Raw genomic sequence first — 26245 nt, forward strand, 5'->3', positions numbered from 1 at the left:
GGTGTCGGCGTCCCACCAAATGGGCACGCCCTCTCAGCGCCGCCGTCGCGGCGGGTACGCTCGCGCCCGTGTCCAGCTTCCTGACCAGGCGCCGCGCGGTGGACTTCTGCCGCGTGCGCAGCAGCCTGTGTCGGGGCACCTGACCGGGCGGCCCGCTTCGGCCCGTCGCCCGACCGGACCCCACGCCCGTGTCCTGGTCAGGAGGCCACCCCAGTTGTCCACCACCCCACCGGTGCCCCCGCGCGCGAGCGTGGACCCCCGGGGCCCCCGTTTCGCCGCCTGGGTGACCAGCGCCGTGCTGGTCGCGGTGCTGGCCACCGGCTGGTGGCCGCTGCTCGCGGCGCAGGCCCTGGTGTTCGCCGTCGGCGCGTTCGCCGGGCTCCGGTACGCCCCGTACGCGGCGCTGTTCCGGGTTCTGGTCGCGCCCCGGCTCGCCCCCACCGACGAGCGCGAGGACGCCGCCCCGGTGCGCTTCGCCCAGGGCGTCGGGTTCGGGTTCGCCGTGGTCGGCGCGCTCGGCTACGCCTTCGACGTGCCCGCGCTCGGCCTCGTGGCCACCGCGTTCGCCCTCGCCGCCGCGTTCCTCAACGCCGCCTTCGGCTTCTGCCTCGGCTGCGAGACCTATGTGCTGCTCAACCGTTTGTCCATCATCAAACCGAAAGTGGGAACCGCCCGATGAGCCGTGAAGACGTGCTGGTTTCGGCCGCGTGGGCCGAGGAGAACCTCAACGCCGACGGGGTGGTGTTCGTCGAGGTCGACGAGGACACCAGCGCCTACGACACCGGTCACATCCCGGGCGCCATCAAGGTCGACTGGCGGCAGGACCTGCAGGACCCGGTGCGCCGCGACTTCGTCGACCGCGCGGGCTTCGAGAAGCTGCTCTCCGCGCGCGGCATCGGCAACGACGACCTCGTGGTCCTCTACGGCGGCAACAACAACTGGTTCGCCGCGTACGCGTACTGGTACTTCAAGCTCTACGGCCACCAGTCGGTCAAGCTGCTCGACGGCGGCCGCAAGAAGTGGGAGCTCGACGGCCGCCCGCTGAGCGCCGACGCGGTCGAGCGCGCCACCACCAGCTACACCGCCCAGGAGCAGGACCTGTCGCTGCGCGCGTTCCGCGACGACGCGGTGGCCGCGATCAACACCAAGAACCTGGTCGACGTGCGCTCCCCCGACGAGTTCTCCGGCAAGCTCGCCGCCCCGGCGCACCTGCCGCAGGAGCAGGCGCAGGTCAAGGGCCACATCCCGACCGCGATCAACGTGCCGTGGAGCAAGGCGGCCAACGAGGACGGCACCTTCAAGTCCAACGACGAGCTGCGCGAGCTGTACCAGGAGGCGGGCCTCGACGAGGGCAAGGCGACCATCGCCTACTGCCGCATCGGCGAGCGCTCCTCGCACACCTGGTTCGCCCTGCACGAGCTGCTCGGCTACAGCGACGTGAAGAACTACGACGGCTCGTGGACCGAGTACGGCTCCCTGGTCGGCGTCCCCGTCGAGGTCGGCGCCCAGAACTGAGTCCGGTCCGCCCCAGCAACCACACGAAGGGAATCACCATGAGCTCCTGTGGAGCCCCCGAGCAGGGAACCGCGCTGCCCGCCACCGTGGACGCGGGCAAGGAGACCGTCCTCAACGGCAAGGTCACCCGCGCAGGCGAGCCGGTCGGCGGTGCGTTCGTGCGGCTGCTGGACGGCACCGGCGAGTTCACCGCCGAGGTCGTGTCCTCCGCCGAGGGCGACTTCCGGTTCTTCGCCGCCCCGGGTGACTGGACGGTCCGGGCGCTGCACCGCGACGGCAACGGCGAGACCAAGGTCAGCGCGAGCGGCCCCGGTCTGCACGAGGTCGCCGTCTCGGTCGGCTGACGATCGGTACGTGAAGAGGCCCCGGGATCCGTCCCCGGGGCCTCTTCGCGTACCGGGGTGGGAGCAGCGTCATGCGTTGCCGCGCGCGCCCCCGCGTTATCCTCTGCGGGTGGAAATCTTCTTCACCTCGCTCCTGGTGCTCATGGGTCTGTTGACCACCTGGTTCGCCGGGTACGTCCTGTACCGCCTCTACGCTGACCAGCGGTAATGGCCGAGAGCCCCGTACCCGGCAGCGGCGACGCGGCCATCCAGGCCGCGGAGAAGCGAGCTGAGGCCACCCGGCACCGCAACGTGCCGCAGTTCGACGACCTGCCCATCCCGGCCGACACCGCGAACCTGCGCGAGGGCCCGAACCTCAACGACGCCTGCCTGGCACTCCTGCCGCTGGTAGGCGTCTGGCGCGGTGAGGGCGAGGTGGTCTACCCGACCATCGACGGCCCGGTGAAGTTCGGCCAGCAGCTCACCTTCGCCCACGACGGCCGCCCGTTCCTCGCCTACGAGTCGCGCGCCTGGCTGCTCGACGACGAAGGCAAGGTCATCCGCCCGGCCGCCCGCGAGGTGGGCTGGTGGCGACCGCAGGAGGACGACACCATCGAGGTCCTGCTGGTGCACGCCACCGGCATCTCGGAGATCTTCTACGGCGCCCCGCGCAACTCGACGTCGTGGGAACTGGACACCGACGTGGTCACCCGCACGGGCTCGGCGAAGGAGGTCAACGCCGCCAAGCGCCTCTACGGCCTGGTCAACAACGGCGACCTGGCCTACGTCGAGGAGCGGGCGATGGTCGGCCAGGAACTCCAGCCCCACACCTCGGCGTACCTGCGCCGCGTGGTCGGCTGAGCCGAGCCCGCGCGGATGCGACTGCGGCGGTGCGGGCCGGACGCGGTGCTGGTGGAGCTGGAGTCGCTGGCCGAGGTAGCCGCCGCGCGCACCGCACTGGCCGCGGCGAACCTCCCCGGCCTGGTCGACCTGGTCCCGGCGGCCCGCACGGTCCTGGCTTCCTTCACCCCCGGCTCCCCCGGCCCGCGCCTGGTGCCGGGGGTGTTGGAGAGGGCCGACCTGACCGCTCCGCCTGAGGTCACCGCCGGTGAGGTCGTGCTCCCCGTGGTCTACGGCGGCCCGGACCTGGACCTGGTCGCGTCGACCGCGGGCCTGTCGGTCGAGGACACCATCGCCCTGCACGCGGGCGCGACCTACACCGTCGCGTTCTGCGGCTTCGCCCCCGGCTTCGCCTACCTGACCGGCCTACCCGACCCCCTCTGCCAACCCCGCCTGGACACCCCCCGAACCCGAGTACCGGCAGGCTCGGTAGGCGTCGCGGGCGAGTTCACCGGCATCTACCCCCGATCCTCCCCCGGCGGCTGGCGCCTCCTGGCTCGCCTCGCGGACGACGTGGACCCCCTGTTCGACGCCACCCGCAACCCGGCCGCACTGCTGTCCCCAGGCGACCGCGTGCGCTTCGAGGCGAGGCCGTGACCCGCGCGCTGACCGTGCTGGCCACGGGGCCGTTGGCCCTTGTCCAGGACCTCGGCCGTCCCGGCAACGCCCACCTGGGCGTCCCCCCTTCGGGCGCACTGGACGAACCATCCCTGCGACTCGCGAACCGGTTGGTCGGGAACCCGGAGGACGCGGCCGGGATCGAGACCGTGCTGGGTGGGCTGCGAGTACGCGCCTCCGCGCCCTGCACGGTGGCGGTGACTGGCCCCAGCGTGTCGGTCCGTCTGGACGGGCTCCTGGTGGACTCCCACTCGCCGCTGTTCCTGGGGGCGGGGGCGGAGTTGGAGATCGGCTCGCCGTGGCGTGGTCTGCGCTGCTACCTCGCGGTGTCGGGGGGTGTGGCGGTGGACCGGCAGTTGGGGTCGCGGTCGACGGACATCCTGTCCGGCATCGGCCCGGCGCCGCTGAGGGTCGGGGATGTGCTGCCACTGGGGGCGGTGGTCGAGGTACCGGTCGGGGCGGATGTGGTGTGCGCGGTTCGGGCGCCGGAAGAACTGGTGGTCCCGCTGCTGCTGGGTCCGCGTGAGGACTGGTTCGCGGACGTGACCGCGCGGTTGGCGGGAGCGGTGTGGTCGGTGTCGCCGGAGAGCAACCGAGTGGGGCTGCGGTTGCTGGGTGAGCCGTTGCGGCGGACGTCGGAGTTCGACGGGCGGGAGTTGGTGAGCGAGGGGCTGGTCACGGGGGCGGTACAGGTGCCCGCGAGCGGCTTACCGGTGATCTTCCTGTCCGACCACCCAACAACCGGCGGCTACCCAGTAGTCGGCGTCGTGCCCGCCGCACACCTGGCAGCCCTGGCCCAGGCACGCCCCGGCACGAGAGTGCGCCTACGACCGAGCACCTGAGCCCACTAGCAGGAATCAACGACCAAACTATTCAACCGCCCCCGAGGGCCCAAGCACAGCCCCCGCCCTTCCTCTGGGGGACAGCCCTGCTCCAGTTTATCGGCGGAGCAGGGCAGCGAAGGGGGTGGCGAACAGTGCGTTCCGACGGCCGATGATCTCGATGACCGCAATTCCCATATCGCGGATGGCGCGCTGCTGCCGTGCTGGTCATGGCCTTCCGCCCGGAGTTGTTCTCCGGGAAGCACCGCACGACCGGACACACCGTCCAGGTCGGGTGCACGCCGGACGGACGCTTGAGATGGGTATCGGATCCGATACCGGGATCCCGGAACGACATCGTCGGCTTGAAAGCCTCACACATTCTCGACGGACGAGACCCCGGCACCTGGCCCGGCGACAAGGGCTACATCGGCAGCGGCATCCTCACCCTGATCAGAAAACCCCGAAACCGCGAACAACCCGACTGGGAAATAGATTTCAACCGACAGCACAACTCAATCCGTGTCGTGGTCGAACGCGCCATCGCCCAATTCAAGACCTGGCGCGTTCTCCACACCGACTACCGGCGACCCATCAACACCTTCACCGACACCATCTCGGCTGTTATCGGCCTCTATTTCTACACCACTGAATAACCCTCTGTGGACGAGTTCGACGCATGTGGACAACTCGCGATCAAAGGAAATTGAGCGGGCGGTGGCCGCCGGTGCCGCTAGTACTCCGACTCGTACAGCGCGTTCAGTTCGGTGCAGAGGTCGGTGGCGTCGGGGAGGGCCACGCCGTCGAGTGCCCGGATTCGGCTGATCTTGCGGATGCTGGAAACCACGAACAGGCCGTCAGCCGCAGTCAGCTCCGCGCGGTCCACTGGTTCGACCTTGGTCGTCCAGCCCGCCCGCTCAGCAGCCCGGAACAACGCGGCTTGGGTGGTGCCAAGCAGCACGCCGCTGGTCGGCGGCGGCGTGCGCAATGTGCGGTCGGTGACCAGCACGACCGTCGACGTCGGTCCCTCGAGGACCGTGTTGTCCGCCGCGATGAAGATGACCTCGTCCGCGCCCACCGACTCCGCGTAGCGGTTGGCGGCCATGTTGACCGCGTAGGACAGGGTCTTCGCGCCCAGCAGGAGCCAGGGGGCGCGTTCCACGATGGCCGGGTCGAAGCCGCGTTCCAGGGTCACGGCGGTCACGCCCGCCGTCCGGTTGCGCCGCGACTTGGCGGGGACCTCGAACCCGAGCGCGAACGCCGTCGGGCCGCCGTCGCCGTATTCGGGGCCTCGGGTGCAGACCAGCTTGACCGCCATCTCACCCGCTAACGGCCACGCCGCCAGCACCGTGCGGACCGCCGCCGCCCAGGCCGACCGGTCGGGTACCGGTAGCTCGAGCATCGCGGCGGAGCGGGCCAAGCGGTCCAGGTGGGCGTCGAGTTCGCGGGGCGCGCCGTCCACGACGAGCACGCTCTCGAACACGCCGTCGCCCCGGGTCACGCCCAGGTCGTCGACGCGCACGTGGGTGGCGTCGGGGTCGGCGAGGGTGCCACCGGGGGTTCCGTCCAACATCACCAGCACGCGCATGGGCCAGACCCTACGCCGGGGCCTACCATCGGGAGGGTGGAGACCCAGCCGCTGGAGACCCGCCGCGCGCAGCTGCGGGAGACCCTGCACGAGCGCGGGATGCGGATGACGCCCCAGCGCCAGCTCGTGCTCGACGCGCTGCTGGAGCTGGAGCACGCGACCCCGGAGCAGGTCTGCCAGCGGGTCCAGCGCACCACGCCCACGGTCAACATCACCACCATCTACCGCACGCTGGAACTGCTCGAAGGCCTCAGCCTGGTCCGCCACACCCACCTGGGTCACGGCGCGCCGACCTACTCGGTCCACGAGCACCAGCACGTCCACCTGGTCTGCCACCGCTGCGGCCACGTCGACGAGTCGCCGCGCGCGGTGATGGACGAGCTGTGCGGAACACTGCGGGCGCGGCACGGGTTCGTGCTGGACGCCAGCCACCTGGCGCTGTCCGGCACGTGCCAAAGCTGCTCCCAGGAGAACAAGTGACCGACCACTCCCCCCTGCGCACCGCCCCGGGTGCCGTCCCCGCGCCGGACGGGGCGCTCGACCACGAGGTCCCCTGGCACTTCGGCGACCCGTTCGCCGAGCAGCGCGCCGCGTCCCGGAAGGTCGCGGTGGTGGACCGCTCCCACCGCGAGGTGATCGCGGTCCCCGGCGACGAGCGGTTGTCTTGGCTGCACCTGGTGATCTCCCAGCACGTCACCGAGCTGGCCGACGGCGCGGGCACCGAGGCCTTGGTGCTCGACAGCCAGGGCCGCGTCGACGCGCACATGCTGCTGGCCCACGTGGACGGCACCGTCTGGCTGGACACCGAGCGGGGCGCCGTCGCGACCGGCGCGCGCGGCGGCCGGGTGCCGCTGCTGGAGTACTTCGAGCAGATGGTCTTCTGGTCCAAAGTGGAGCCGAGGGACGCGACGGCGGAGCGGGCCGTGCTGTCGCTCGTCGGCCCGGAAACCCCGGACCTCCTGGCGAAGCTGGGACTCCCGGTCCCGACGGGCCCGTACGCGGTCGCCCAGGGCGGCAGCGTGGTCGTGCGCCGGATGCCGTGGCCCGGCCACGACGCGGCGGACCTGTTGGTACCACGGGAAGAGCTGCGCGAGTGGTGGGACCGGATCACCGACGCGGGCGCCCGTCCCATGGGGTCACTGGGCTTCGAGGCGCTGCGGGTGGAGTCGCTGCGGCCCCGGCTCGGTGTGGACACCGACGAGAAGTCGATCCCGCACGAGGTGAACTGGGTCCACGTCGCCGCGCACGTGGCGAAGGGCTGCTACCGCGGCCAGGAGACGGTGTCCAAGGTCCACAATGTCGGCCGCCCCCCGCGCCGGATGCTGCTGCTGCACCTCGACGGCGCGGCGGACGTGCTGCCGGAGACCGGTGCGCCGGTCAAGGCGGGCGAGCGGGTCGTCGGCCGGGTGGGGTCGGCGGTGCAGCACCACGAACTCGGCCCGATCGCGCTGGCCCTGGTGAAGCGGTCCGTCGAGCCCGGCACGGCGCTGGCGGTCGGCGCGGAGGCCACCCAGGCCTCGATCGACCCGGACTCGGTGCCCGAGGACACCCCGGCGCTCGGCCGCGCGGCGGCGCAGGGCCTGCGCGGATAGTCCGCCTGCCGTCGGTGGCAACCCGTGCCCTGTGCCAGGATCGCGGTATGTCGGCGACTTCTCGGCCCGGTGCGCAGGGCACGCTCATCACCGTCGCGCCAACCGGGGCCGAGCACCGCAAGGAAGACGTGCCGAACCTCCCCGTAACCCTTGGGGAGTTGGTGAAAACCGCGCAGGACTGCGAGCGCGTCGGCGCGTCGATGATCCACATTCACATCCGCGACGACGACGCCCGGCCCACGCTCGACCTCGCGCGGCTGCGGGAGACGGTCGCCGCGGTGCGCGAGCACACCCGGCTCGTCGTCCAGCTCTCCACCGGTGGGGCGGTCACCGACTCCGAGGAGGACCGGTTGGCGGTTCTCGACGCCCTCCCGGATTCCGCCTCCTGCACCATGGGGACGGTCAACTTCGGCACCGACGTCTTCCTCAACCGGTGGGAGTTCATCGTCGAACTCCACACCCGGATGCAGGACCGCGGGATCGTGCCCGAGTACGAGATCTTCGACCTCGGCCAGCTGACCAGCCTGCACCGCCTGCTCGACCGGCACGGCCCGCCCGCGGGTGGGCGTGTCCACGTCGACCTGGTCATGGGTGTCCCCGGCGGGATGGCGGGCGACCTCGAGACCTTCGCCGCCGCGCTGCGGTTGATCCCCGAAGGGGCGACGTTCTCCGCGACCGGGGTCGGCCGGGCGAGCATCCCGGTGCTGCTGGCGTCGCTCTCCGCCGGTGGACACGTCCGGGTGGGGATGGAGGACACCACCACCTACGCCAAGGGGGAGCGCGTGAAGGACAACGCGCAGCTCGTGGCCCGGGCGTCCGGTTTGGCGAGGATCGCTCAGCGCCCGCCGATTGGTCCGGAAGAGTCGAGGGTACTTCTGGGGGTGGCGAGCTGAACGCCGTTGTCGTCAAGATATGGCGATCGAGCACCGAGTGGCGGAGGATGTGCCCGTGATCGAAGTCCGCCCGGGAGGGCGCAGGCGCATCGATAGGGTCCTGTCGCCCGAGTACGTCGAGGGCCTGGCCGGACTGGGCCTGGCCGAGGTCCGGGTGCGCCGCGACGACGCGGCGCAGGAGGAGACGGACCTGTCCTACCTGCGCAGGCTGCTGCACGGCCGGATCGACATCGTGCGCGCCGAGCAGCGCAGGCGGGCCAGCGGCGAGTCCACCTCGGTGGTGGACCAGCTCGCCGTGATCCTGGCGGACAACGCCGTCGGCCCGGCCACCGGCTCCGGCCGCTACCAGACCATGGAACCGTCCCGGGCCGAGGCGCACCGCAGGCACGTGGAGGCGCTGGTGTCCGACGCCGACCTCTCCGACGTCGGCGCGCTCCCCGACGACCGGCTGGCCCTGGCGCTGCGCACCTACCAGGCCGAGGAGGCCTCGGTCTCCCAGCGCAGGCGCGAGGTGCAGCGGGTCATGGACCTGCTCAACGACGAGATCGGCGGCCGCTACCGGGCGGGCAGCGCCTCCGTCGACGATCTGCTGGCCGCCGAGCGCGGCGAGCGGCCAGGAGGCGAGTCCCGCTGAACAACCCCGTCTTAGTCGAGGTGCTGCGGTCCGGTTTCGTCGAGTCGATCCACCGCGGGTCGGTCGTCGTGCTCGCCCCGGACGGCCGGGTCCGGCTCGCCCTCGGCGAGGTGCACGAGCCGGTCTTCACCCGGTCGAGCAACAAGCCGCTACAGGCCCTCGGGCTGCTGCGCGCGGGCCTCGACCTGCCCGACGACGCCGACCTCGCCGTGGGGTGCGCCTCGCACAGCGGCGAGTCCGAGCACGTGGAGCAGGTGCTGGGCATCCTCGCCAAGAACGGCCTGTCGGAGACCGACCTGGGCTGCCCGCCCGACTGGCCGCTGAACCAGGCCGCGCGCAACCGGGTGATCGCCGGGGGCGGCGGCAAGCGGGCGGCGGCGATGAACTGCTCCGGCAAGCACGCCGCGATGCTGGCGGTCAGCGCCCAGCAGGGTTGGGACACCCGCGGCTACCTCGACCCGGAGCACCCCGCGCAGGCGGCCATCGCCGACGCCGTGGAGGACATGACCGGCGAGCCGATCGCCACGATCGGCGTCGACGGCTGCGGTGCCCCGCTGTTCGCCCTGACCCTGGCGGGCCTGGCCACCGGCTACACCCGGCTGGTCCTGGCCGCGCCGGGCACCCGGCGCAGGCGGGTGGCCGACGCGATGCGCGCGCACCCGTTCCTGGTCGGCGGCACCGACCGCGACGACTCCGAGCTGATGGAGGCCATCCCCGGCCTGCTGGTCAAGGGTGGCGCGGAGGGTGTGCACGCGATGGTGCTGCCGGACGGCACCGCGATGGCCATGAAGATCGACGACGGCGCCCCGCGCCCCCGCACCCCGATCCTGGTCGGCGTGCTGCGCGCGCTCGGCTACGACGCCCCCGAGCTGGCGGAGAAGGCGGAGCACGACGTGCTCGGCGGCGGCGTCCCGGTCGGCGCGGCCCGCCTGACCGACGGCCTGCTCGACAAGCTGGACTGAGCCGACTCCCGCTCAGCCGTCACCTCGACGAGCTGGACTGGTCCCGCCGCCCCGATGCCCGGCAGCGTTCACCCGCCGGGTCCGGAGCGGTGGCGGGTGGACATGTCTCAGTTCAGCTGCTCGCGAGCCGCTAGGTCGCCCCAGAAGTCCCGGAGGCGCTCGAAGCGCTCGCCGACCTCACCGGGGTCCGAGCGCTCGATGGCGTCGAGGATGGCGTGCACGTCCTCGGCGGACGAGTCCTCGGTCAGCTCCTCGTCGGTGAGCAGCTGCACCAGGCCGCCGTAGTCGAGTTCGACCGCGGAGCCCTCGGCGAAGTTGCCCAGCCACTGCGCGGTGTCGGCCAGGACCTTGGTCGGGCCGGTCTCGCCGAAGGTGCGCTTGGTGAGCGTGTGCGCCCGCTCCACGCGGGCCAGGGCGTCGGCCAGGGTGGCGCGCCAGAACACCTCGCGCCGCGGGTCCTCGCGCGGGGCCAGCACCACGTGCCGGGCGTCCGGGTCGACCAGGGAGAACCAGGGCAGCGGCACGGTCCAGGTGGTGGACACGACGTGCACCGCCCCGCTGGGCAGCTCCCCGAGCACGCTGGTGGCCTTGCGGCGGATCGCGTCCGGCGGGGAGCCGAGCACGGCGTCGCGCAGCACCGACCCGGAGGTGGCCAGGAACCCGACCATCGCCGCGGCCGAGCGGGCCCGCAGGTCCAGCGGGCACACCAGCGGCCCCGACCCGGCCGCGCTGCCCGGCACCTCGGCCGGGTCGATGACCAGCAGGTCGCGGATGGAGCTGGGGGTCGGCCTGCCGTCGGGCAACTCGCCCGGGAGCACCGAACCCGCCAGCTGTGACTTGAGCCATACCTCGCGCTCGCGGGCGGCGGCGTCGGCCCGGTCGAGGCCGCCCACCTCGACGGCGCCGCGCAGCAGGCCTGCCAGGGGCTCGGCGAAGGTGGACAACGGTTCGTACACCCGCAGATAGGCGACGAACGGTCGAGGCACCCCTCCATGCTTCCACGAACCCGGGGCGCGGTGGCGCCGGGGCGAGGGATTCGCGAGGTTCGCCGGACCGGCCGAGCGCAGTTCTCGGTGATGTCAGGTTCTGCACACCGTGCCGCGTCGCATCGAACCCCTTCGGCACGGTACGGTAGCTGGCAGGAATCAACTGTCGACATCTACGGGGCCGCCGTTCCCCCGGCCGCCCCGTCACTGTGCGAGGGGGTCGAGCCATGGGGCGCGGCCGAGCTAAGGCCAAGCAAACGAAGGTGGCCCGGGAGCTCAAGTACAGCTCACAACCAACGGACTTCGACGCCTTGCAGCGCGAGCTGTCGGGTGGCGGGTCCGACGACGGTCACGATCAGGGTGACCGATTCGACGACTCGTCCGAGGACGAGTACGACGACTACCGGCGATGAATCCCGGGTCCAGTGCTCCCGGGTGCTGGGCCCCACGCCGCTGAACCCCCTCACGTAAACCGTGCAGGCCGTCCCGGACACCGGGACGGCCTGCACGGTTCGGCTCAGAGCGCCCGCGCGTACTGGACCGGTGGGGTGGCCCCCACACCGAGCGCCGCTGCGGCGCGATGCGGCCAGTACGGGTCGCGCAGCAGCTCGCGACCCAGCAGCACCAGGTCTGCCGACCCGTCCGCGAGGACCCGTTCGGCCTGGTGCGCTTCGGTGATCTCGCCGACCGCCGCGGTGGCCACCTCGGCCTTGCGCCGGATCGCGTCGGCGAAGGGCACCTGGTAGCCGGGCCCGGTGGTGATCCGCGCGTCCGCGACGTTGCCGCCGGAGGACACGTCGACCAGGTCGGCGCCCGCCGCGGCCAGCGCGCGGGAGATCTCCACGGAATCGTCGACGGTGAGCCCGCCGTCGGTCCAGTCGGTGGCCGAGATCCGCACGAAGACCGGCAGGTCGGGACCCACGGCCGCGCGTACGGCCCGGACGACCGCCAGCGGGAACGCGAGCCTGCGGGCCGCGTCGCCGCCGTACGCGTCGGTGCGGGTGTTGGTCAGGGGCGACAGGAACTCGTGCAGCAGGTAGCCGTGCGCGGCGTGCACCTCGACGACCTCGAAACCCGCCTCGACGGCGAACCTGGCGGCCTGCGCCCAGGTGTCGACCAGGGCCTCGATCTCCGCGGCCGAAAGCGCTTGCGGCACCCGGTACTCGGGGGTGAACGGCTCGTCGGTCGGCCCGACCGGGGTCCAGCCGCCGTCCTCGTCGGCCACCCCGCCGCTCCGCTCGACCCAGGGGCTGTAGGTGGAGCCCTTGCGGCCCGCGTGCGCGAGCTGGATGCCGGGCACCGATCCCTGGGACCGGATGAATTCGGTGATCGGCCGCCAGGCCTGCACGTGCCGGGCCGACCAGATGCCGGTGTCCTGCGGCGCGATGCGGCCGATCGGCTCGACCGCGGTGGCCTCGGCGATCACCAGCCCGGCGCCGCCGACCGCGCGCGAGCCCAGGTGCACCAGGTGCCAGTTGTCCGGCAGCCCGTCGGTGGCCGAGTACTGGCACATGGGGCTGACCGCGATCCGGTTCGGCAGCGTGGTCGACCGCAGGGTCAACGGGCTGAACAGCAGGCTCACTCGGGGTCCCCTCCCGTGGCGTTGGCCCCAGGTTCGAGGATCGCCGAACCTGGGTCGTCGACACGCACAGCGCCGGGGGACGGGTGGGATGTTCCCGATCAGGTGAGGGTCACACGGGGGTGCTACTCGTCCCGCGTCACTCGCCGCGACTGCTTGGTGAGCGACCGCTGGCGCTTCGCGGTGAGCCTGCGCTCGCGGGCGCCCCGGCTGGGCTTGGTGTCGCGCCGCTTGGGCGGCGGCGGCGCGGCGGCCTGGCGCAGCAGCGCGGCTAAGCGCTCGCGGGCGGCGGCGCGGTTGGCCAACTGGGCGCGGTACTCGCTGGCGGCGATCGTGAGCACGCCGTCGACCAGCCGGTTCGCCAGCCGGGCCACCATCCGCTCGCGCAGGTGCTCGGGGACCGACGGGGAGCGGACGACGTCGAAGCTCAACTCGACCCGGCTGTCGGCGGTGTTGACGCCCTGACCACCGGGGCCGGAGGAGCGGGAGAACCGCTCGCGCAACTCGGCCGCCGGGATCACCAGCGCGGAGGACACCACCAACTCGGACACGTCGTCCAGCATGCCGGACGGGGCAAGCGGGTTATCCGCGCGGACCGGCGCCGACGGCGATGGAGATCAGGAGGTCGTCCCCCAGGACCTGGTCGAAGCGCCAGCCGCTGCCCTCGCCGATGGTCTCGGTGACCTCGACGGTGCGCCCGTCCGGCCGGTCCGCGACGACCTGGACGATGGTGGGCCGCTCCTCGGTGCGGGTGACCCGCAGGGGAGTCCGGTCCTGGACCCTGGTGTAGCAGGACGGCTGCTGCTGGCAGGCCGTGCTGTGGCTGAACTCGCCGGTGTAGTACATCCGCACGGTCAGCAGCCGGTTGCCGAGCTTGGTGTGCAGGGTCGCCTTCATCCAGCCGTCGGGGCCCTTGGTGTTCCACTCGTACGCGCCCTCGTACGAGGTCTTCGTGAATATCTCGGCGGGCCACTTCTTGGCCATCTCCCGCATGGACGTCGCGAAGGTGGAGTAGTCGGGGTACTCCATCTCGGGTGCCCGCGTGCCGGGTGACGTCGAGGGCGCCACGGGGCTCTGGGTGACCGTGCTCACGGGTGCCGGGGCCGCCGCGGGCGCGCCCGGGTCGACCGACGACGAGGTCGACGGCGGCGGTGCCGCGGGCCCGACCTGCTCGGGGCGCAGACCGAACGCCCCACCGGAGATGGCCGCCGCGCCGAAGACCGCGAACGCCACCGCCAGCGTCACCCCACCGACCGCCGCCTGCCGTCGCCTGCGCAGCCTGCGCTTGCCGTCGGCGATGACCCCCGCCCGGTCCAGCCCCATCGGCGGCTCACCGCGCAGTGCGACCTCGAGGAGTTCGCGCACGTCGTCGGTCACAGTTGGCCCTCCACCAGCACCCGGCCCCCAGCCAGCAACCTCCGCAGCGTGGCCAGGCCCTTGGCGGCCTGGCTCTTGATCGTGCCCTCGCTCTTGCCCAGCACCTGGGCGGTCTCGGACACCGACAGGTCCTCCCAGTAGCGCAGGACGACCACGGCCCGCTGCCCGGCGGGGAGCTGGGCGAGCGCCCGCCGCACGTCCACGGCGTCGTCGACCCCGGCGGGATCGACCCCGACCTCGGGTAACTCGTCAACGACGTTCTCACGTCTGCGGAACGCCCGCCGGGACTCGTCGATGGCGGTGCGGACCATGACCTTGCGGGAGTAGGCGTCGACACCCCCCTCGCGGTTGAGCCGCGGCCAGGCCACGTAGATCTTGGCGAGCGTGGTCTGCACCAAGTCCTCGGCGCGGTGCCAGTCGCCACCGCTGAGCAGGAACGCGGTCCGGCGCATGACTCCTGCCCGGCTGTCCAGGAACTCCCCGAACTCCGCATCCCGGTCCGGCACGGTGGGTACCTCCCTCGGTCAGCCTGTAGTACGGGGGCGTACCGGACGAGGTTGCCTGAGGGGTGTCGTGATTTCGCGGATCAGAGAGCGGGGTCACTTCGGCCGCGGCGAGAGTGCCCGACTGCGGGCTCGGCAGGCCATCACCTGGCCGACAACTGTTTCACCACCCCGCCCGGACCCAGGACAGCCCCCGCCCTCCTCTGGGGGGACAGCCCTGCTCCAGTCTATCGGCGCACGGGCAGCGGGGAAGGCGTGGCGAAAGCCTGTGGATGCGCGCCGCCCATGTGGACAACCCGCCGGCGGCGGGTCGAGGCGCGGGCAAGATCATCTCGAGGTGGGGTGAGGCTGGGTCGCGGCAAAGACGACTGCCCCGACCTTCGGCCAGGTCGGGGCAGTCGGTGGTCTACTGGGGTCAGAAGCGCGGGTGTTCGCCGTGGAGTTCGGCGCGGGGGGCGTTCGCGTCCTCGGCGGGGCGGACCTCACCCAGGATCCACGACGGCACGTGCCGGGCCGTGAGGATGGCGAGGGCCCGGTCGACGTCCTCCGGCGCCACCACGGCCACCATGCCGACGCCCATGTTGAAGGTGCGCTCCATCTCCTCGCGGGCCACGCGGCCCCGCTGGGCGATCATGGAGAAGATCGGCTGCGGGGACCAGGTGCCCCGGTCCAGGCCCGCGCGCAGGCCGTTGGGGATGACCCGGGCCAGGTTGGCGGCCAGGCCGCCGCCGGTGATGTGGGCGAAGGTGCGCACCTCGGCCTCCGCCACCAGGGCCAGGCAGTCCTTGGCGTAGATGCGGGTCGGCTCCAGCATCTCCTCGCCCAGGGTGCGGCCGAACTCCTCGACGTGGCCGGACAGCGGGATCCGCCCGATCTGCAGCAGCACGTGCCGGGCCAGCGAGTAGCCGTTGGAGTGCAGGCCGGAGGAGCCCATGCCGATGAGCACGTCCCCCGGGCGCACCCGGTCCGGGCCGAGCACCTGGTCGGCCTCGACCACGCCGACGCCGGTGGCCGACAGGTCGTACGCGCCGTCCGACATCAGGCCGGGGTGTTCGGCGGTCTCCCCGCCCAGCAGCGCGCAGCCCGCCTGCACGCAGCCCTCGCTGATGCCCTTGACCAGCGCCGCGATCCGGTCCGGCAGGACCTTGCCAACCGCGATGTAGTCCTGCAGGAACAGCGGCTCGGCACCGCACACCACCAGGTCGTCGACGACCATCGCGACCAGGTCGATGCCCACCGTGTCGTGCACGTCCAGCGCCTGCGCCACGGCGATCTTGGTGCCGACGCCGTCGGTGGACGAGGCCAGGACCGGTTCGCGCCAGCGGTCGAGCTTCAACCGGAACAGACCGGCGAACCCGCCGATGCCGCCCAGCACCTCCGGCCGGGTCGCCTTGTCCGCCCACGGCCTGAGCTTCTCGACGGCCTCGTCGCCTGCCTCGATGCTCACCCCGGCCGCGGCGTAGGTGGCGTTGACGGTGGACTCGGGTGAACTGTTGTCAGTCATGGCGCAATCGGTGTCGGTGGATTAAGGGGGGTCACGGACGCCGAAGCGCGTCTTCGGCACCGTACCCGGCTGGGGCCAGCGGCGCGGCGGCGCCCGCCACGCCCTTCTCGATGCCCTCCAGCAGGTGCTTCCCGATCAGCGCGTCCTCGGGCAGCTCGATCGGGTACTCGCCGGTGAAGCAGGCCGAGCACAGCCGGGTCTTGGGCTGCTCGCTGGCCGCGATCAGCGACTCCAGGGTCGCGTAGCCCAGCGAGTCCGCCCCGATGGAGCGGCGGATGCCGTCCAGGTCGAGGCCGTTGGCGATCAGCTCCGCGCGGGACGCGAAGTCGATGCCGTAGAAGCACGGCCAGCGGATCGGCGGCGCCGCGATGCGCACGTGCACCTCGAGGGCCCCGGCCTCGCGCAGCATCCGCACCAGCGCGCGCTGGGTGTTGCCGCGCACGATGGTGTCGTCGACGACGACGAGCCGCTTACCGCGGATGACATCGCGCAGGGGGTTGAGCTTGAGCCGGATGCCCAGCTGCCGGATGGTCTGCGACGGCTGGATGAAGGTGCGGCCGACGTAGGCGTTCTTCACCAGCGCCGTGCCGTACGGGATGCCGCTGGCCTGCGCGTACCCGATGGCCGCGGGCACGCCGGACTCCGGCACCGGCACCACCAGGTCGGCCTCGACCGGCTGCTCGGCGGCGAGCTTGCGGCCGATCTCCACCCGGGTCGCGTGCACCGAGCGGCCCGCGATCGTGGTGTCCGGCCGGGCCAGGTAGATGTACTCGAACAGGCAGCCCTTGGGGTCCGGCGTGGCGAAGCGCGACGAGCGCAGCCCGGCCGCGTCGATCGCGATCAGCTCGCCCGGCTCGACCTCCCGGACGAACGACGCGCCGACGATGTCCAGCGCGGCGGTCTCGCTCGCGACCACCCAGCCCCGCTCCAGCCGCCCCAGGACCAGCGGGCGCACGCCGTGCGGGTCGCGGGCGGCGTAGAGGGTGGACTCGTCGGAGAAGACCAGGCAGTAGGCGCCGCGCACGGTCGGCAGCAGCTCCACCGCGGCCTGCTCCAGCCCCTTGTCCGCCGCGCCCGCGGCCAGCAGGCCGGTCAGCAGGTCGGAGTCGGTGGTGGCGCCGTTGCGGCTCAGCAGGCCCTGTTCGACGGCCCGCTCGCGCAGCTCCGCGGTGTTGACCAGGTTGCCGTTGTGCCCGAGGGACAGACCGCTGCCGATCGCCGTGGTGCGGAACGTCGGTTGGGCGTTCTCCCAGGTGGTGGAGCCGGTGGTGGAGTACCGGCAGTGCCCGACGGCGACGTGGCCGCGCAGCGACGAGAGGACCTGCTCGTCGAAGACCTGGCTCACGAGGCCGAGGTCCTTGAAGACGACTATCTGGCTGCCGTCGGCGACCGAGATGCCCGCCGCTTCCTGCCCTCGGTGCTGGAGTGCGTACAGGCCGTAGTAGGTGAGCTTCGCCACCTCCTCGCCTGGCGCCCAGACGCCGAACACGCCGCATTCTTCGCGGGGCTCGACTTCCGGCTGGTCGGAGACGGGCATTGGGCCAGTGCGGAACTGGTCGGCCACCGAAGCGCTCCCTGTGGACGGAGTGAGGCTGCACCCCAGTGTAAGCGCTGCTTCGGGGTGCGTTCACCACCGGAAGGTGGGCCCGGTCACCGACCCGCCCTTGCCATTACCGTGTGGGGGTGTCCGCACGCGCCACCTTGATCATCCTGTTGGGAGCCGTCGCCCTGGTGGTGGCGGGCTCGCTGGTGCCGATCCCCAGCCCGGTCGAGGTCCGCACCTGGGCGCAGGACGCGGGGTGGGCCACGCCGGTGCTGTTCCTGCTGGCGTACTCGCTGCTCACCGTGGCCCCCATCCCGCGCACGGTGTTCAACCTGACGGCGGGTCTGCTGCTCGGCGGACCGGCGGGTGTGGCGGTGTCGATGGTGGCGACCATGCTGGCCTCGGTGCTGGCGTTCGGCCTGGCCAGGGGTCTCGGCAGGAGGCTGGTCGAGCCCCACCTCGAACGCGGCGCGGTCCGCGCGGTCAACGCCCGGCTCTCCGGTGGCGGCCTGGGCGCGGTGACGTCGCTGCGGTTGGTCCCGATGGTCCCGTTCTCGGCGATGAACTACTGCTGCGGCCTCTCGACCATCCCGATGCGACCGTTCCTGATCGGCACGTTCCTCGGCAGCCTCCCCGGCACCGCCGCCGCCGTGGTCCTGGGCGACGCCCTCACCGGGACGACCCCGCCCGCCCTGCTCGCGATCTACGCCGTGTTGGCCGTGGTCGGCGGGGTCGGTCTGTACGTCGTGCTCCGTCGCAGCGGGACCCCGGTCGGCGAGCTGACCGACGAGGAGGAACGGCTCGCGGCCTGAACCCCTTGGCCCACCGGGAAATCTCGACCGCCTAGAAGCGCAGCAGAGGAAGCAGTCCGGAAAGGTCGGCCCGACTGCCCGAAGCGGACACCCGACCGTCCGCCACCGCCTCGCCCCAGCCGACGCGCCCGGTCGCCAACTCCAGCCACGTCTTCGGATCCGTCTCGATGACGTTCGGCGGTGTACCACGGGTGTGCCGTGGACCCTCGATGCACTGGATGGCCGCGAAAGGCGGCACGCGCACCTCGACGGTATGCCCCGGGGCGTCCTGTTCCAGCGTGCGCAGGCTCAACCGCACCGCAGCGGCCAACGGGGTCCGTTCGGGCTTGTCGCCGCCGTCCAGCCAGGGCAGGACGACGGCGACAGCCGCACGCATCTCGGTCGGGTCGACACTTTTCCTCGGCACAGACCCAGTGTCACCTACGTCTTCCGGGACTTGTCGACGGTCGGCCGCCAAGCCGGGAACGATGCCGGGCGGCGGGCGGAATCAGCTCAGTTTTCCGCGTCCCGGACTACTTCGCCCAGCACCTCTTCGATGTGGTGGACCATCCTGCGGTTGTCCGCGGGCGAGATGGTCGTCCACAGCGTGCGGTCCGGCGACGCGCGGCGGATCTGCACGTAGCGGCCGTTGTCCGTGTCGAAGAACGACACCACCCGCTCCGCCCGCAGCCGCCTGCCGAGGCGGTCCCGGGCGGCGGCTCCGAAGTTCCCGGTGCCGCGGACGTCGCCGATCATCTCCGTCAGCGCCGTCGCGTCCGCGCCCCGGACGCCCTGGGACAGCAGGGCGTTCTCGAACGCCTTCGGGGTGCGCTCGGTGGCCTTCGCGGCGTACTCGAAGTCCACCGTGCGCACCGTGACCGACTGGCCGGGTCCGGCGGCCACCGGGGGCAGGACGCCCACGGCGGCCGACGGCAGGCTGATCGGCGAGGTGCGGCTCAGCGTGACGGTGTCGTCGCTGAGCACCGCCAGCACGCCGTCGCGACCGGCGGCGCAGGCGAGCAGCCGCACACCGCGGCCGACCCACGTGCGCCCGTCCACCTCGTGCTCGGGCCGGGCGAGCACGCCGAACAGGTGCTCGATCTCGGGGTCCAGGTCGACCTTGCGGCCGATGCCCCGCGCTTCGAGCCCCGCCCAGGCGCGCTCTTCCAGCTCCGCGCGCTCCTCGTACGTCTTCCCCGGTGATGGCACCTTGACCACCAGCGGCATGGTCCCCGGCGAGAGGTGCTCCCAGAGCACGTCGAACTCCAGGGCGGACAGCGATACCGGCGAGCTCTCCACCTGCGTGTCTCCGAAAGCGATGTCGGTGAAGAGGGTCACTCGTCGGCGCCGAGCACGGCCTGCGAGACGCGGCGCTCGTCGCCGAAGACGTCGTCCGTCTCGACCAGGTAGGTGGCCGACTCGAACTCTTCCTCGTCGTTCTCGCCGTTCTGCTGGCCGTTCGAACCCATCGGGCCGCCGAGGCCACCACGACCGGCACCGGCCGCCGCGCCGCCACGGGTGCCCATGACGTTCTCGCCCGCGCCCATCCCGCCCGCACCGGACATGCCGCCGCGGCCGAGCTGGCCCTTGGCCGCCTCGTTGCCCGCGGTGGCACCGGTGCCGCCGAGGCCGTTCGCGCCGCCGCCGGACCCACCGCCGCCGGGACCACCCAGCACACGTCCGCCTTCGGCCCCGGACACCGGGACACCGAGCTGGCCCTGGAACTGGCCCGCGCTCGGCGACTGGTTGAAGTTCGGGCTGCCGGGGTTGTTGGTGAACTGGTTGTTGAAGTTGTGCAGGTTCGGGTCGAGGTGCGCCGACTGCACGGGGGTGAAGCTCGACGGCGTGGTGCCGCCGCCGGTCACCGGGTTGAACGTGCCCGGCTTGACCTGGCCGTTGCCCTGGTCCCAGGAGACCTGGTGGCCGCCCTGGAAGTCGGTGCCGCCGGGGTGGAACTGCGCGGGCTTGCCGCCGACGCCGACGTTGCCGACCGAGTGGTCGGTCGTGGTGTAGGTCGGGGTGTGGCCGGTGCCGCCGAAGCCGGAGCTGAACGAGCTGGCGGCGTAGTTGGTGCCGCCGGAGGGCTCCGGGGTGGAGATGACCACGTCCGGCGGGGGCACGAACTCACCGAGCGTCGCGGTGTTGAAGCTGCTGCTGGACTGGTAGCTGTCCATGGTGTCCACGGCCTTCTGCGAGGCGGCGGACTGCGCCTGCTCCTGGGCCTCGTGGTCGGCGGCCTGCAACGCGACGTCCATCGCCGGGCCGGGCAGGCCGACGGCCATGCCGAGGCCCGCGCCCGCGACGTCCCACGCCGAGGGGGCCGGGGTGGTGACCTCGACCGGCTCCGGCATCTCCGCGCGGGCCCGGGCGATCATGTCGGCCTGGTACTCGGTGGAGGCGCGCATGCCGGTGGCGCCGGACTGCGCGTCCGTGGCCCACTGCTGCAGCGGCGTCAGGCCCGCGTGCGCCTGCTCACCGGCGCTGCCCTCCCAGGCGGCCTGCAGGGTGCCGAGCTTGGCGTTGAGGTCGGCGTCGATCTGGGCGAGCTCGGAGTTGAGGTTGTCCCAGTACTCCGTCTGCGGGGTCGACGCGGACGGGCCGGGCCCGCCGTTGATCATGTCGTGCAGTTGCTTGTGGTCGTACCCCTGCCACCTGTGCATAACCATCTTCGGATCACCCTCGGTCTAGAACGTGCGAAAGGTCGGGGACGGGGCTCGGGTCACGAGTGGTGGTGCTTGCCCCACATCGCGGAGTTCGTGCCCTCGGTGGCCGTGTAGCCCTGCTCGGCCTTCTCCAGCGCGGTGATCGCGTTCTGCAGCTGGGTCTCGTAACCACGCAGGCACGCGATCGCCGAGTCCACGCCGCCACCGTTGGTGCGCTCGGTGAACTGGGTCGCCGTCTCGCCGCTGACCGGGTCGTTCGCCCAGCGCGGCACCTGCAACCCGTCGAGCGCCGCGACCTTCTTGGCGACCCGGTCGTGCGCCTCGCGGAAGGCCGCGAGCGCACCCGGGATCGCGGACGGTTCGATGCGGAGGGTCTGTGTTCCGGCGTAGGCGGGTCCCGCAGGAGCGGAACTCCCCCCGCCGCCATCGGCTAGAAACACCGTGTTGACTCCCTGGTCCTGAGGTTTGTCGCGACTCTATCTCTGATGGTCGCGCTGGTGGAGGGGTTCCCGCGTTATTGGTCGAACCGGTGGGGAGATTTCCGCGCGCGCTGCGCTCGGGAGCGCTCCGGTCACGCCACGTGAGCATCCCGCCTAGGATGTGCCGGACCCGCACCGCGCCCGGGAGGCGACGATGGACCGACCCGAGATCACGCTCGAGATGCGCGCCAGCGCGCGCTCCAACCCCAACAGCTGGCTGTACGTGATCGACCCGGAGTTCGGCCAGCACGAGGACGTGCCGTCCTGGGGCATCGTCGGCGCCTACCCGGTGGACGCGCGCGGCGAGATCGGCGACGGGTTCCGCCCCAACCGCGGCTACCGCCCGTCACCGACCGCGCTGCGGATGCCGGTCGCGGCCAACAGGCTGGAAAAGGTGCTCCAGCTCATCCACACCCGCCACCGCGCGCACACCGACCTGCTGCCCGCGCTGCGGGACGCGACGGTCCTGGTGTTCGCCCGGTCGTCGGCCGACCGGGCGCTCACCGGCTTCCCCAACCACGACGGCACGGTGATGGTGCCGGTGTGCACCTCGGCGGCGCACGTGCCGGGGAGCTGGCCGGGCTGGCGCGCGATGCGCGGCCGTGACGTGGCCGCGCACCTGCGCGGCCACCCCCTGGTGGTGAACCCGCAGGGACCGATCACCGCCGTGGTGCCCGCCGCCCACCTGCGCTGAGCGCTCACCCCGCGCCGGGCACCTCGCCGCCCGGCTCCTCGACCGGCAATCCCCTGTCCGTCAAGGGATTCCCCTGCTCCAGCCCGCCGACCTCGGCCAGGCTGAGACCACCGCCGTAGGCGGCGACCGCGATGTCGGCGATCAGCACCCGGGACTCGTCCGGCTCCAGCGCGACCCGGTCGAGCGCGTCGACGACCGCGCGGTACGCGGTGACCTCGCCGGGCCGGTCCAGGAACTGCCAGGACAGTTCGTGCGCCAGGTGCACGACCGGCTTGAAGTCGAGGAACTCCAGCAGCCGGAACCCGCCGCCCAAGCCCGCGTGCGCACCGGCGGCGGCGGGCACCACGCGCACGGTGATGTGGTCGCGCACCGACATCCGCAGCAGGTCGTGGAGCTGGTCGGACATCACCTCGCCGTCGCCGACGGGCAGCCGCAGCGCGAACTCGTGCAGGTAGAAGACGGTGTTGAGGGAGCTGTCGGTCTTGAGCCGCTGCCTGCGCGCGCTGCGGGCGACCAGCCGTTCCTCGGCCTCCTCCGGTTCGACGGTCACCTTGGCGGCGATCAGGGCGCGGGCGTAGTCGTCGGTGCGCAGCAGGGCGGGCAGGGCGTTCAGGCTGAACTCGGTGATGGTCGAGGCCTGGAGCTCGTGGTCGATGACGGTGCGCAGGCGCGCGGGCAGCCGGGCCTCGTGCACCCGGAACCAGCCGGGGACGCGCATCTCCGCGCACAGCTTGAACATCCGGTCGCGCTCGTCCTCGGTGACCGCGCAGACCTCGAAGAACGCGGCCAGGTCGCCGGGCGAGACGCCCCGGGTGCCCAGCAGCATGCGGGACAGCTTGCTCTTGGACCAGCCCAGCCGCTGGGCGGTTCGCACGCCGTTGAGCCGGGCCCGGTCCATCGCGGCACGCATTCCGTCGCCGAGCTCGCGACTGCGGATGGTCGGTTCACGCTTTTCCATGGCGTACCAATAATCAGTTTCCCGCCGGTAAAGGAAAGCGGTTGACGCCCCCGCATCGGCTTACCCGGGAATCGAAGCTCCAGCCCGGTAATTGCCCACTTTGTGGCGGTTGCCGCACCGCTGCATCGAGCACCACCGCCGCGTCCCGGGCCGAGAGGTGTCGAGGAACAGCAGCGTGCAGTCATCGGCAGCACACTCCCGCACCCGCTCCCGACGGTCGGTGGTCAGCAGGTCGATGGCGTCACGGGCAGCCGCGCCGAGGATTTCCGCCCCGGTGACCGGCCCCACCCAACGCCGTTCTCCGGTTACCGGATTCACTGCCGGACGCGGCACCTGCGCCGCCGAGTCGTTGATAACGGCCAGCTGCGCGGGTTCCAGCCGTTGCGCTCTTGTCATCGCGGGCACAACCAGCCACAAGATGTCACGGAGGTGCTTGATCCTGGCGAGTTCGGGCTGCCGGATCCGCAGGTCCACCAGCGGGGCGAGATCGGCGAGCATCGAGTCGGCCAACCAGTCGACCAGGTCCTCGGGCCTGTGCAGCACCTCGTAGTGGTCGTAGGGCGCCGGACCGCCGGTGAGCAGCAGTTCCAGACTGAAGGCGCCGGGCTCGAACTTGTAGCGCACGCCGGAGGGTGTGGTCAGGACCCGCATGTAACCACTATAGTCGGTGTCGTGAACCGCTTAAACCGGTTACACGAGTCCCCGCCCCGAGGAGCACCACCATGACCAAGCCGGTCTCGTTCACCCGCACCGACGCCGTCCTCAACTCCGACGTCGGCCGCACCCGCGACGCGGGCTGGCAGGTCGGCGTGTCGAAGACCGTGCCGAGGACGAAGGAGTCGGTCTGGGCGTTCCTGACCAGCCGCGACGGGGTGGCGATCTGGCTCGGAGCGGGCGCGGTGGTGGATCGGACCACGGGTGCGCGGTACACGACGAGCGCGGGTACCACGGGTGAGACGCGCAGCTACCGGGATTGTGACCGGATTCGGCTGACTTGGCAGCCGAGGGGCTGGGACCACGTCACGACGGTGCAGGTGGCGATCAGCGAGAAGGAGGGGAAGACGACCATCCGGTTCCACCAGGAGTGGCTGGCGAACGCGGTCGAGCGGGCACAACAGCGGGTGCACTGGCAGGGCGTGATGGAGGCTTTCACCACGGCCCTCGCTCAGCGCTGATCAAGCATTTACCGGTGTGGTGGAACTACTTCTCCAACCACCGCTCGATTTCCTCCGGACGACCGGGTTTCGCGAAGAGCCAGCCCTGGGCGTTGTCGCAGCCGAACTCCCGCAAGCGATCCGCCTGCTCCGGGTCCTCCACCCCTTCCGCGATCACCACGTGCCCCAGCGCGTGCGACAACGTGACCAGCGTGGTGACGATCTGCGCGTCCGCCGGGTCCGCCGTCGGTGAGTCCCGCAGCCCCTCCATGAACGACCCCGCCAGCTTGATCGCGTGCACCGGCAGGTGCCGCAGGTACGCCAGGTTCGAGTACCCCGTCCCGAAGTCGTCGATCGCGATCCGGATCCCCATGTCCGCCAGCTCCCGCAGGGTGCGCAGCGGCCCCCCGGTGGTGTTCATGATGGCGCTCTCGGTCAGCTCCAGCTGGATCGACGACGGCGGCAGGTTCGCCGCGCGGATGATCGTGGCCACGTCCGCGACCAGGGTCGGTTCCTCGGTCTGCCGGGCCGCCAGGTTGACGCTCACGACCGGGGCCCGGTCCCCGTATGTGTCGTGCCAGCGGCGGGCTTGGCGGGTGGCTTCGCGCAGCACCCACCGGCCGAGGGGGACGATCAGGCCGGTTTCCTCGGCCAAGCCGATGAACTGGTCGGGCCCGAGCCGCCCGAACTCGGGGTGCGCCCAGCGGACCAGGGCCTCCACACCGACCAGTTCCCCGTCGCTCAGCCGGACGATCGGCTGGTAGTCGACGTAGAACTCCTCGCTCTCCACCGCGGCGGGCATCCGCGCGGAGAGGGTGAAGCGGGCGACCTCGCGGGCGTTGCGGTCGGGGTCGTAGCCCGCCCAGCGGTTCTTGCCGTCGGCCTTGGCCCAGTACAGGGTGACGTCGGCGTCGCGCATGGTCTCGGCGGGCGTCGCGCCGACCACCGAGCGCTCGACCAGGCCGATGCTGGCGGACACGGCGAGCCGGTGGCCGCCGATCGGCACCGGTTCGGCCAGCGCGGACAGGATCCGCTCGGCGAGGGCGACCAGTTCGGCGCGGCCGGAGTTGTCCTCGACCAGCACCACGAACTCGTCGCCGCCCATCCGCGCGACCATCCGGCCGGTGCCGGTGACCAGCGCGTCGAGTCGGGCGGCGACGGCGACCAGCAGGTCGTCGCCGATGTCGTGGCCGAGGCTGTCGTTGATGACCTTGAAGCCGTCGAGGTCGAGGTAGCAGAGGCCGACCCGGTGCCTGCCGCCCCTGGCGAAGGCGGCGGTCAGCCGTTCGGTGAACAGCGCCCGGTTGCCCAGCCCGGTCAGCGGGTCGTGGTTGGCCTGGTGGCGCAGCCGCTCCTCCAGCATGTGCCGGTCGGTGATGTCCTCCAGCATGCCGACCAGGTACTGCGGCGCCCCGGTCGCGTCGCGCACCAGCGACACCGTCAGGTCGGTCCACAGCGGGGTGCCGTCGGAGCGGCGCAGCAGCCGCTCCATCCGGTAGTGGTCGCGGGCGCCGGTGCTGATCTCCTCCAGCGGGCGGCGCATGGCGGCGGGCTCGTCGGGGAAGCGCAGCCGGGTGACGTTCATCCCGCGCAGCTGGTCGACCCGGTAGCCGAGCATCTCCGACAGCGCCCGGTTGACCTCCAGCAGCGTGCCGTCCGGGTCGGCGATGGCGATGCCGATGGCGGCCTGGTTGAACATCGCGCGGAACCGGGCCTCGCTGGCCATCAGCGCGGACTCGGCGCCGCGGCGGGCCTCCAGCGCGGCGCGGCGGATGGACTCCTGGTCGCGGAAGACCTTCTCGCGCATCGCGGTGGCGAACCCGGCGGCGAACGCGCCTTGGACGGCGGGCAGCAGTTCGGGGCGCAGGTCGTCGCCCCCCACGACGCGCAGCAGGTCGGCGCCGATGAGTTGCAGCGACGCGCCGAGGGTCTGGGCGCCCGCCAGGCGCAGCGCGACCATGCCCGCGCCGATCCGCTCGACCGGCTCCGGGTTGAACCGGTCCGCGCGCAGGCCCGCCAGCAGCACCTCGGTGTACTCGCGGACCTGGTCGACGAGACGGCGGTGGTCCATGGCCACGTAACCGGTCTCGGTGAGCACGGTCGCCCACATGCGCGCGAACGCGTCGGGTCCGCCCACCGTTCTCCCTTCCCGCGAGCACCGGTCGATC

At 71.9% G+C, this 26245-nt stretch carries 31 protein-coding genes; 16 read left to right on the top strand and 15 right to left on the bottom strand.

Going from position 1 to position 26245, the window contains the following annotated elements:
• Positions 1 to 232: 232 nt before the first annotated feature.
• From V5P93_RS35890 to V5P93_RS35920, 7 genes are all read left to right on the top strand, one after another.
• Entirely contained in the window at positions 233 to 679 is a 447-nt protein-coding gene (locus tag V5P93_RS35890) for a DUF4395 domain-containing protein (RefSeq protein ID WP_245931288.1), read from the top strand.
• On the top strand, positions 676 to 1515 hold the full coding sequence (locus V5P93_RS35895; protein ID WP_104479105.1) for a sulfurtransferase: 840 nt from the start codon (positions 676 to 678) through the stop codon (positions 1513 to 1515). Before V5P93_RS35890 ends, V5P93_RS35895 begins: the two co-directional genes overlap by 4 nt.
• 38 nt (positions 1516 to 1553) lie before the next feature.
• Complete coding sequence (locus V5P93_RS35900; RefSeq protein ID WP_104479106.1) at positions 1554 to 1859, top strand: DUF1416 domain-containing protein; 306 nt, start codon at positions 1554 to 1556, stop codon at positions 1857 to 1859.
• 207 nt (positions 1860 to 2066) lie between these two features.
• Complete coding sequence (locus V5P93_RS35905) at positions 2067 to 2699, top strand: FABP family protein (protein WP_104479107.1); 633 nt, start codon at positions 2067 to 2069, stop codon at positions 2697 to 2699.
• A gap of 15 nt (positions 2700 to 2714) precedes the next feature.
• The gene (locus tag V5P93_RS35910) at positions 2715 to 3335 is read left to right on the top strand and encodes an allophanate hydrolase subunit 1 (protein ID WP_104479108.1); all 621 of its coding nucleotides are present in this window, start codon (positions 2715 to 2717) and stop codon (positions 3333 to 3335) included.
• Entirely contained in the window at positions 3332 to 4198 is an 867-nt protein-coding gene (locus V5P93_RS35915; RefSeq protein ID WP_104479109.1) for a biotin-dependent carboxyltransferase family protein, read from the top strand. The genes V5P93_RS35910 and V5P93_RS35915 overlap by 4 nt, the downstream gene beginning before the upstream one ends.
• 209 nt (positions 4199 to 4407) lie before the next feature.
• Positions 4408 to 4833, top strand: coding sequence for a transposase family protein (locus V5P93_RS35920; RefSeq protein ID WP_245931289.1), 426 nt, complete (start codon positions 4408 to 4410; stop codon positions 4831 to 4833).
• A 77-nt stretch (positions 4834 to 4910) separates the two neighbouring features.
• Here the strand turns inward: V5P93_RS35920 and V5P93_RS35925 are convergent, their stop codons facing one another.
• The gene (locus V5P93_RS35925) at positions 4911 to 5765 is read right to left on the bottom strand and encodes an aminodeoxychorismate lyase (protein WP_104479110.1); all 855 of its coding nucleotides are present in this window, start codon (positions 5763 to 5765) and stop codon (positions 4911 to 4913) included.
• A 99-nt stretch (positions 5766 to 5864) separates the two neighbouring features.
• Here V5P93_RS35925 and V5P93_RS35930 point away from each other — a divergent pair, with 99 nt between their 5' ends.
• Genes V5P93_RS35930 through V5P93_RS35950 form a run of 5 tightly spaced genes read left to right on the top strand, consistent with a single transcriptional unit; the run spans position 5865 to position 9846 of the window.
• Complete coding sequence (locus V5P93_RS35930) at positions 5865 to 6245, top strand: transcriptional repressor (RefSeq protein ID WP_181043502.1); 381 nt, start codon at positions 5865 to 5867, stop codon at positions 6243 to 6245.
• A complete protein-coding gene (locus V5P93_RS35935) occupies positions 6242 to 7357 on the top strand; it encodes a folate-binding protein YgfZ (RefSeq protein ID WP_104479112.1) in 1116 nt (371 codons plus the stop codon). Before V5P93_RS35930 ends, V5P93_RS35935 begins: the two co-directional genes overlap by 4 nt.
• A 47-nt stretch (positions 7358 to 7404) precedes the next feature.
• Positions 7405 to 8250, top strand: coding sequence for a 3-keto-5-aminohexanoate cleavage protein (locus tag V5P93_RS35940; protein ID WP_104479113.1), 846 nt, complete (start codon positions 7405 to 7407; stop codon positions 8248 to 8250).
• Between the two features lie 55 nt (positions 8251 to 8305).
• Positions 8306 to 8884 carry an aerial mycelium formation protein gene (locus tag V5P93_RS35945; protein WP_104479419.1) on the top strand — a complete coding sequence of 193 codons (579 nt, stop codon included), beginning with the start codon at positions 8306 to 8308 and terminating at the stop codon, positions 8882 to 8884.
• A complete protein-coding gene (locus tag V5P93_RS35950; protein WP_104479114.1) occupies positions 8881 to 9846 on the top strand; it encodes an asparaginase in 966 nt (321 codons plus the stop codon). The genes V5P93_RS35945 and V5P93_RS35950 overlap by 4 nt, the downstream gene beginning before the upstream one ends.
• A gap of 107 nt (positions 9847 to 9953) precedes the next feature.
• On the opposite strand, the gene V5P93_RS35955 is transcribed toward V5P93_RS35950, so the two are convergent.
• Complete coding sequence (locus V5P93_RS35955; RefSeq protein ID WP_104479115.1) at positions 9954 to 10832, bottom strand: hypothetical protein; 879 nt, start codon at positions 10830 to 10832, stop codon at positions 9954 to 9956.
• A 227-nt stretch (positions 10833 to 11059) separates the two neighbouring features.
• Here V5P93_RS35955 and V5P93_RS35960 point away from each other — a divergent pair, with 227 nt between their 5' ends.
• Positions 11060 to 11245, top strand: coding sequence for a DUF3073 domain-containing protein (locus tag V5P93_RS35960; RefSeq protein WP_104479116.1), 186 nt, complete (start codon positions 11060 to 11062; stop codon positions 11243 to 11245).
• Positions 11246 to 11349: 104 nt separating this feature from the next.
• Here the strand turns inward: V5P93_RS35960 and V5P93_RS35965 are convergent, their stop codons facing one another.
• The 6 genes from V5P93_RS35965 to purF all read right to left on the bottom strand — a co-directional run bounded on the left by V5P93_RS35965 (position 11350) and on the right by purF (position 17332).
• On the bottom strand, positions 11350 to 12414 hold the full coding sequence (locus V5P93_RS35965; protein WP_104479117.1) for an NADH:flavin oxidoreductase/NADH oxidase: 1065 nt from the start codon (positions 12412 to 12414) through the stop codon (positions 11350 to 11352).
• A gap of 122 nt (positions 12415 to 12536) precedes the next feature.
• The gene (gene arfB / locus V5P93_RS35970; RefSeq protein ID WP_181043470.1) at positions 12537 to 12974 is read right to left on the bottom strand and encodes an alternative ribosome rescue aminoacyl-tRNA hydrolase ArfB; all 438 of its coding nucleotides are present in this window, start codon (positions 12972 to 12974) and stop codon (positions 12537 to 12539) included.
• Between the two features lie 19 nt (positions 12975 to 12993).
• Entirely contained in the window at positions 12994 to 13788 is a 795-nt protein-coding gene (locus V5P93_RS35975; RefSeq protein WP_104479118.1) for a hypothetical protein, read from the bottom strand.
• The gene (locus tag V5P93_RS35980) at positions 13785 to 14294 is read right to left on the bottom strand and encodes a SigE family RNA polymerase sigma factor (RefSeq protein ID WP_104479119.1); all 510 of its coding nucleotides are present in this window, start codon (positions 14292 to 14294) and stop codon (positions 13785 to 13787) included. Before V5P93_RS35980 ends, V5P93_RS35975 begins: the two co-directional genes overlap by 4 nt.
• Positions 14295 to 14706: 412 nt before the next feature.
• Positions 14707 to 15795 carry a phosphoribosylformylglycinamidine cyclo-ligase gene (gene purM, locus V5P93_RS35985; RefSeq protein WP_104479120.1) on the bottom strand — a complete coding sequence of 363 codons (1089 nt, stop codon included), beginning with the start codon at positions 15793 to 15795 and terminating at the stop codon, positions 14707 to 14709.
• Positions 15796 to 15826: 31 nt separating this feature from the next.
• On the bottom strand, positions 15827 to 17332 hold the full coding sequence (gene purF, locus V5P93_RS35990) for an amidophosphoribosyltransferase (RefSeq protein WP_104479421.1): 1506 nt from the start codon (positions 17330 to 17332) through the stop codon (positions 15827 to 15829).
• A 146-nt stretch (positions 17333 to 17478) separates the two neighbouring features.
• On the opposite strand from purF, the gene V5P93_RS35995 reads away from it, so the two are divergent.
• A complete protein-coding gene (locus V5P93_RS35995) occupies positions 17479 to 18150 on the top strand; it encodes a TVP38/TMEM64 family protein (protein ID WP_181043471.1) in 672 nt (223 codons plus the stop codon).
• Between the two features lie 31 nt (positions 18151 to 18181).
• Here the strand turns inward: V5P93_RS35995 and V5P93_RS36000 are convergent, their stop codons facing one another.
• The 4 genes from V5P93_RS36000 to V5P93_RS36015 form a co-directional block, all read right to left on the bottom strand.
• Positions 18182 to 18526: a sterol carrier family protein gene (locus V5P93_RS36000; protein ID WP_181043503.1), complete on the bottom strand. Its 345-nt coding sequence runs from the start codon at positions 18524 to 18526 to the stop codon at positions 18182 to 18184.
• A gap of 116 nt (positions 18527 to 18642) precedes the next feature.
• Entirely contained in the window at positions 18643 to 19428 is a 786-nt protein-coding gene (locus tag V5P93_RS36005; protein ID WP_104479423.1) for an ESX secretion-associated protein EspG, read from the bottom strand.
• Positions 19429 to 19463: 35 nt separating this feature from the next.
• Positions 19464 to 20795, bottom strand: a complete 1332-nt coding sequence (locus V5P93_RS36010; RefSeq protein ID WP_104479122.1) for a PPE domain-containing protein — start codon at positions 20793 to 20795, stop codon at positions 19464 to 19466.
• Positions 20796 to 20848: 53 nt separating this feature from the next.
• Positions 20849 to 21232: a hypothetical protein gene (locus tag V5P93_RS36015; RefSeq protein ID WP_104479123.1), complete on the bottom strand. Its 384-nt coding sequence runs from the start codon at positions 21230 to 21232 to the stop codon at positions 20849 to 20851.
• Positions 21233 to 21425: 193 nt separating this feature from the next.
• On the opposite strand from V5P93_RS36015, the gene V5P93_RS36020 reads away from it, so the two are divergent.
• Positions 21426 to 21965, top strand: a complete 540-nt coding sequence (locus tag V5P93_RS36020) for a type VII secretion system-associated protein (RefSeq protein WP_104479424.1) — start codon at positions 21426 to 21428, stop codon at positions 21963 to 21965.
• Positions 21966 to 21969: 4 nt separating this feature from the next.
• On the opposite strand, the gene V5P93_RS36025 is transcribed toward V5P93_RS36020, so the two are convergent.
• Positions 21970 to 22923, bottom strand: a complete 954-nt coding sequence (locus tag V5P93_RS36025; RefSeq protein WP_104479124.1) for a helix-turn-helix transcriptional regulator — start codon at positions 22921 to 22923, stop codon at positions 21970 to 21972.
• A 60-nt stretch (positions 22924 to 22983) separates the two neighbouring features.
• Positions 22984 to 23574 carry a CGNR zinc finger domain-containing protein gene (locus V5P93_RS36030; protein ID WP_104479125.1) on the bottom strand — a complete coding sequence of 197 codons (591 nt, stop codon included), beginning with the start codon at positions 23572 to 23574 and terminating at the stop codon, positions 22984 to 22986.
• Positions 23575 to 23645: 71 nt separating this feature from the next.
• On the opposite strand from V5P93_RS36030, the gene V5P93_RS36035 reads away from it, so the two are divergent.
• Positions 23646 to 24098: an SRPBCC domain-containing protein gene (locus V5P93_RS36035; protein ID WP_104479126.1), complete on the top strand. Its 453-nt coding sequence runs from the start codon at positions 23646 to 23648 to the stop codon at positions 24096 to 24098.
• 25 nt (positions 24099 to 24123) lie between these two features.
• On the opposite strand, the gene V5P93_RS36040 is transcribed toward V5P93_RS36035, so the two are convergent.
• Positions 24124 to 26214, bottom strand: coding sequence for a bifunctional diguanylate cyclase/phosphodiesterase (locus V5P93_RS36040; protein ID WP_245931255.1), 2091 nt, complete (start codon positions 26212 to 26214; stop codon positions 24124 to 24126).
• Between the last annotated feature and the right edge of the window lie 31 nt (positions 26215 to 26245).

This window comes from Actinokineospora auranticolor, assembly GCF_041897805.1.
GTDB classification, from domain to species: domain Bacteria; phylum Actinomycetota; class Actinomycetes; order Mycobacteriales; family Pseudonocardiaceae; genus Actinokineospora; species Actinokineospora auranticolor.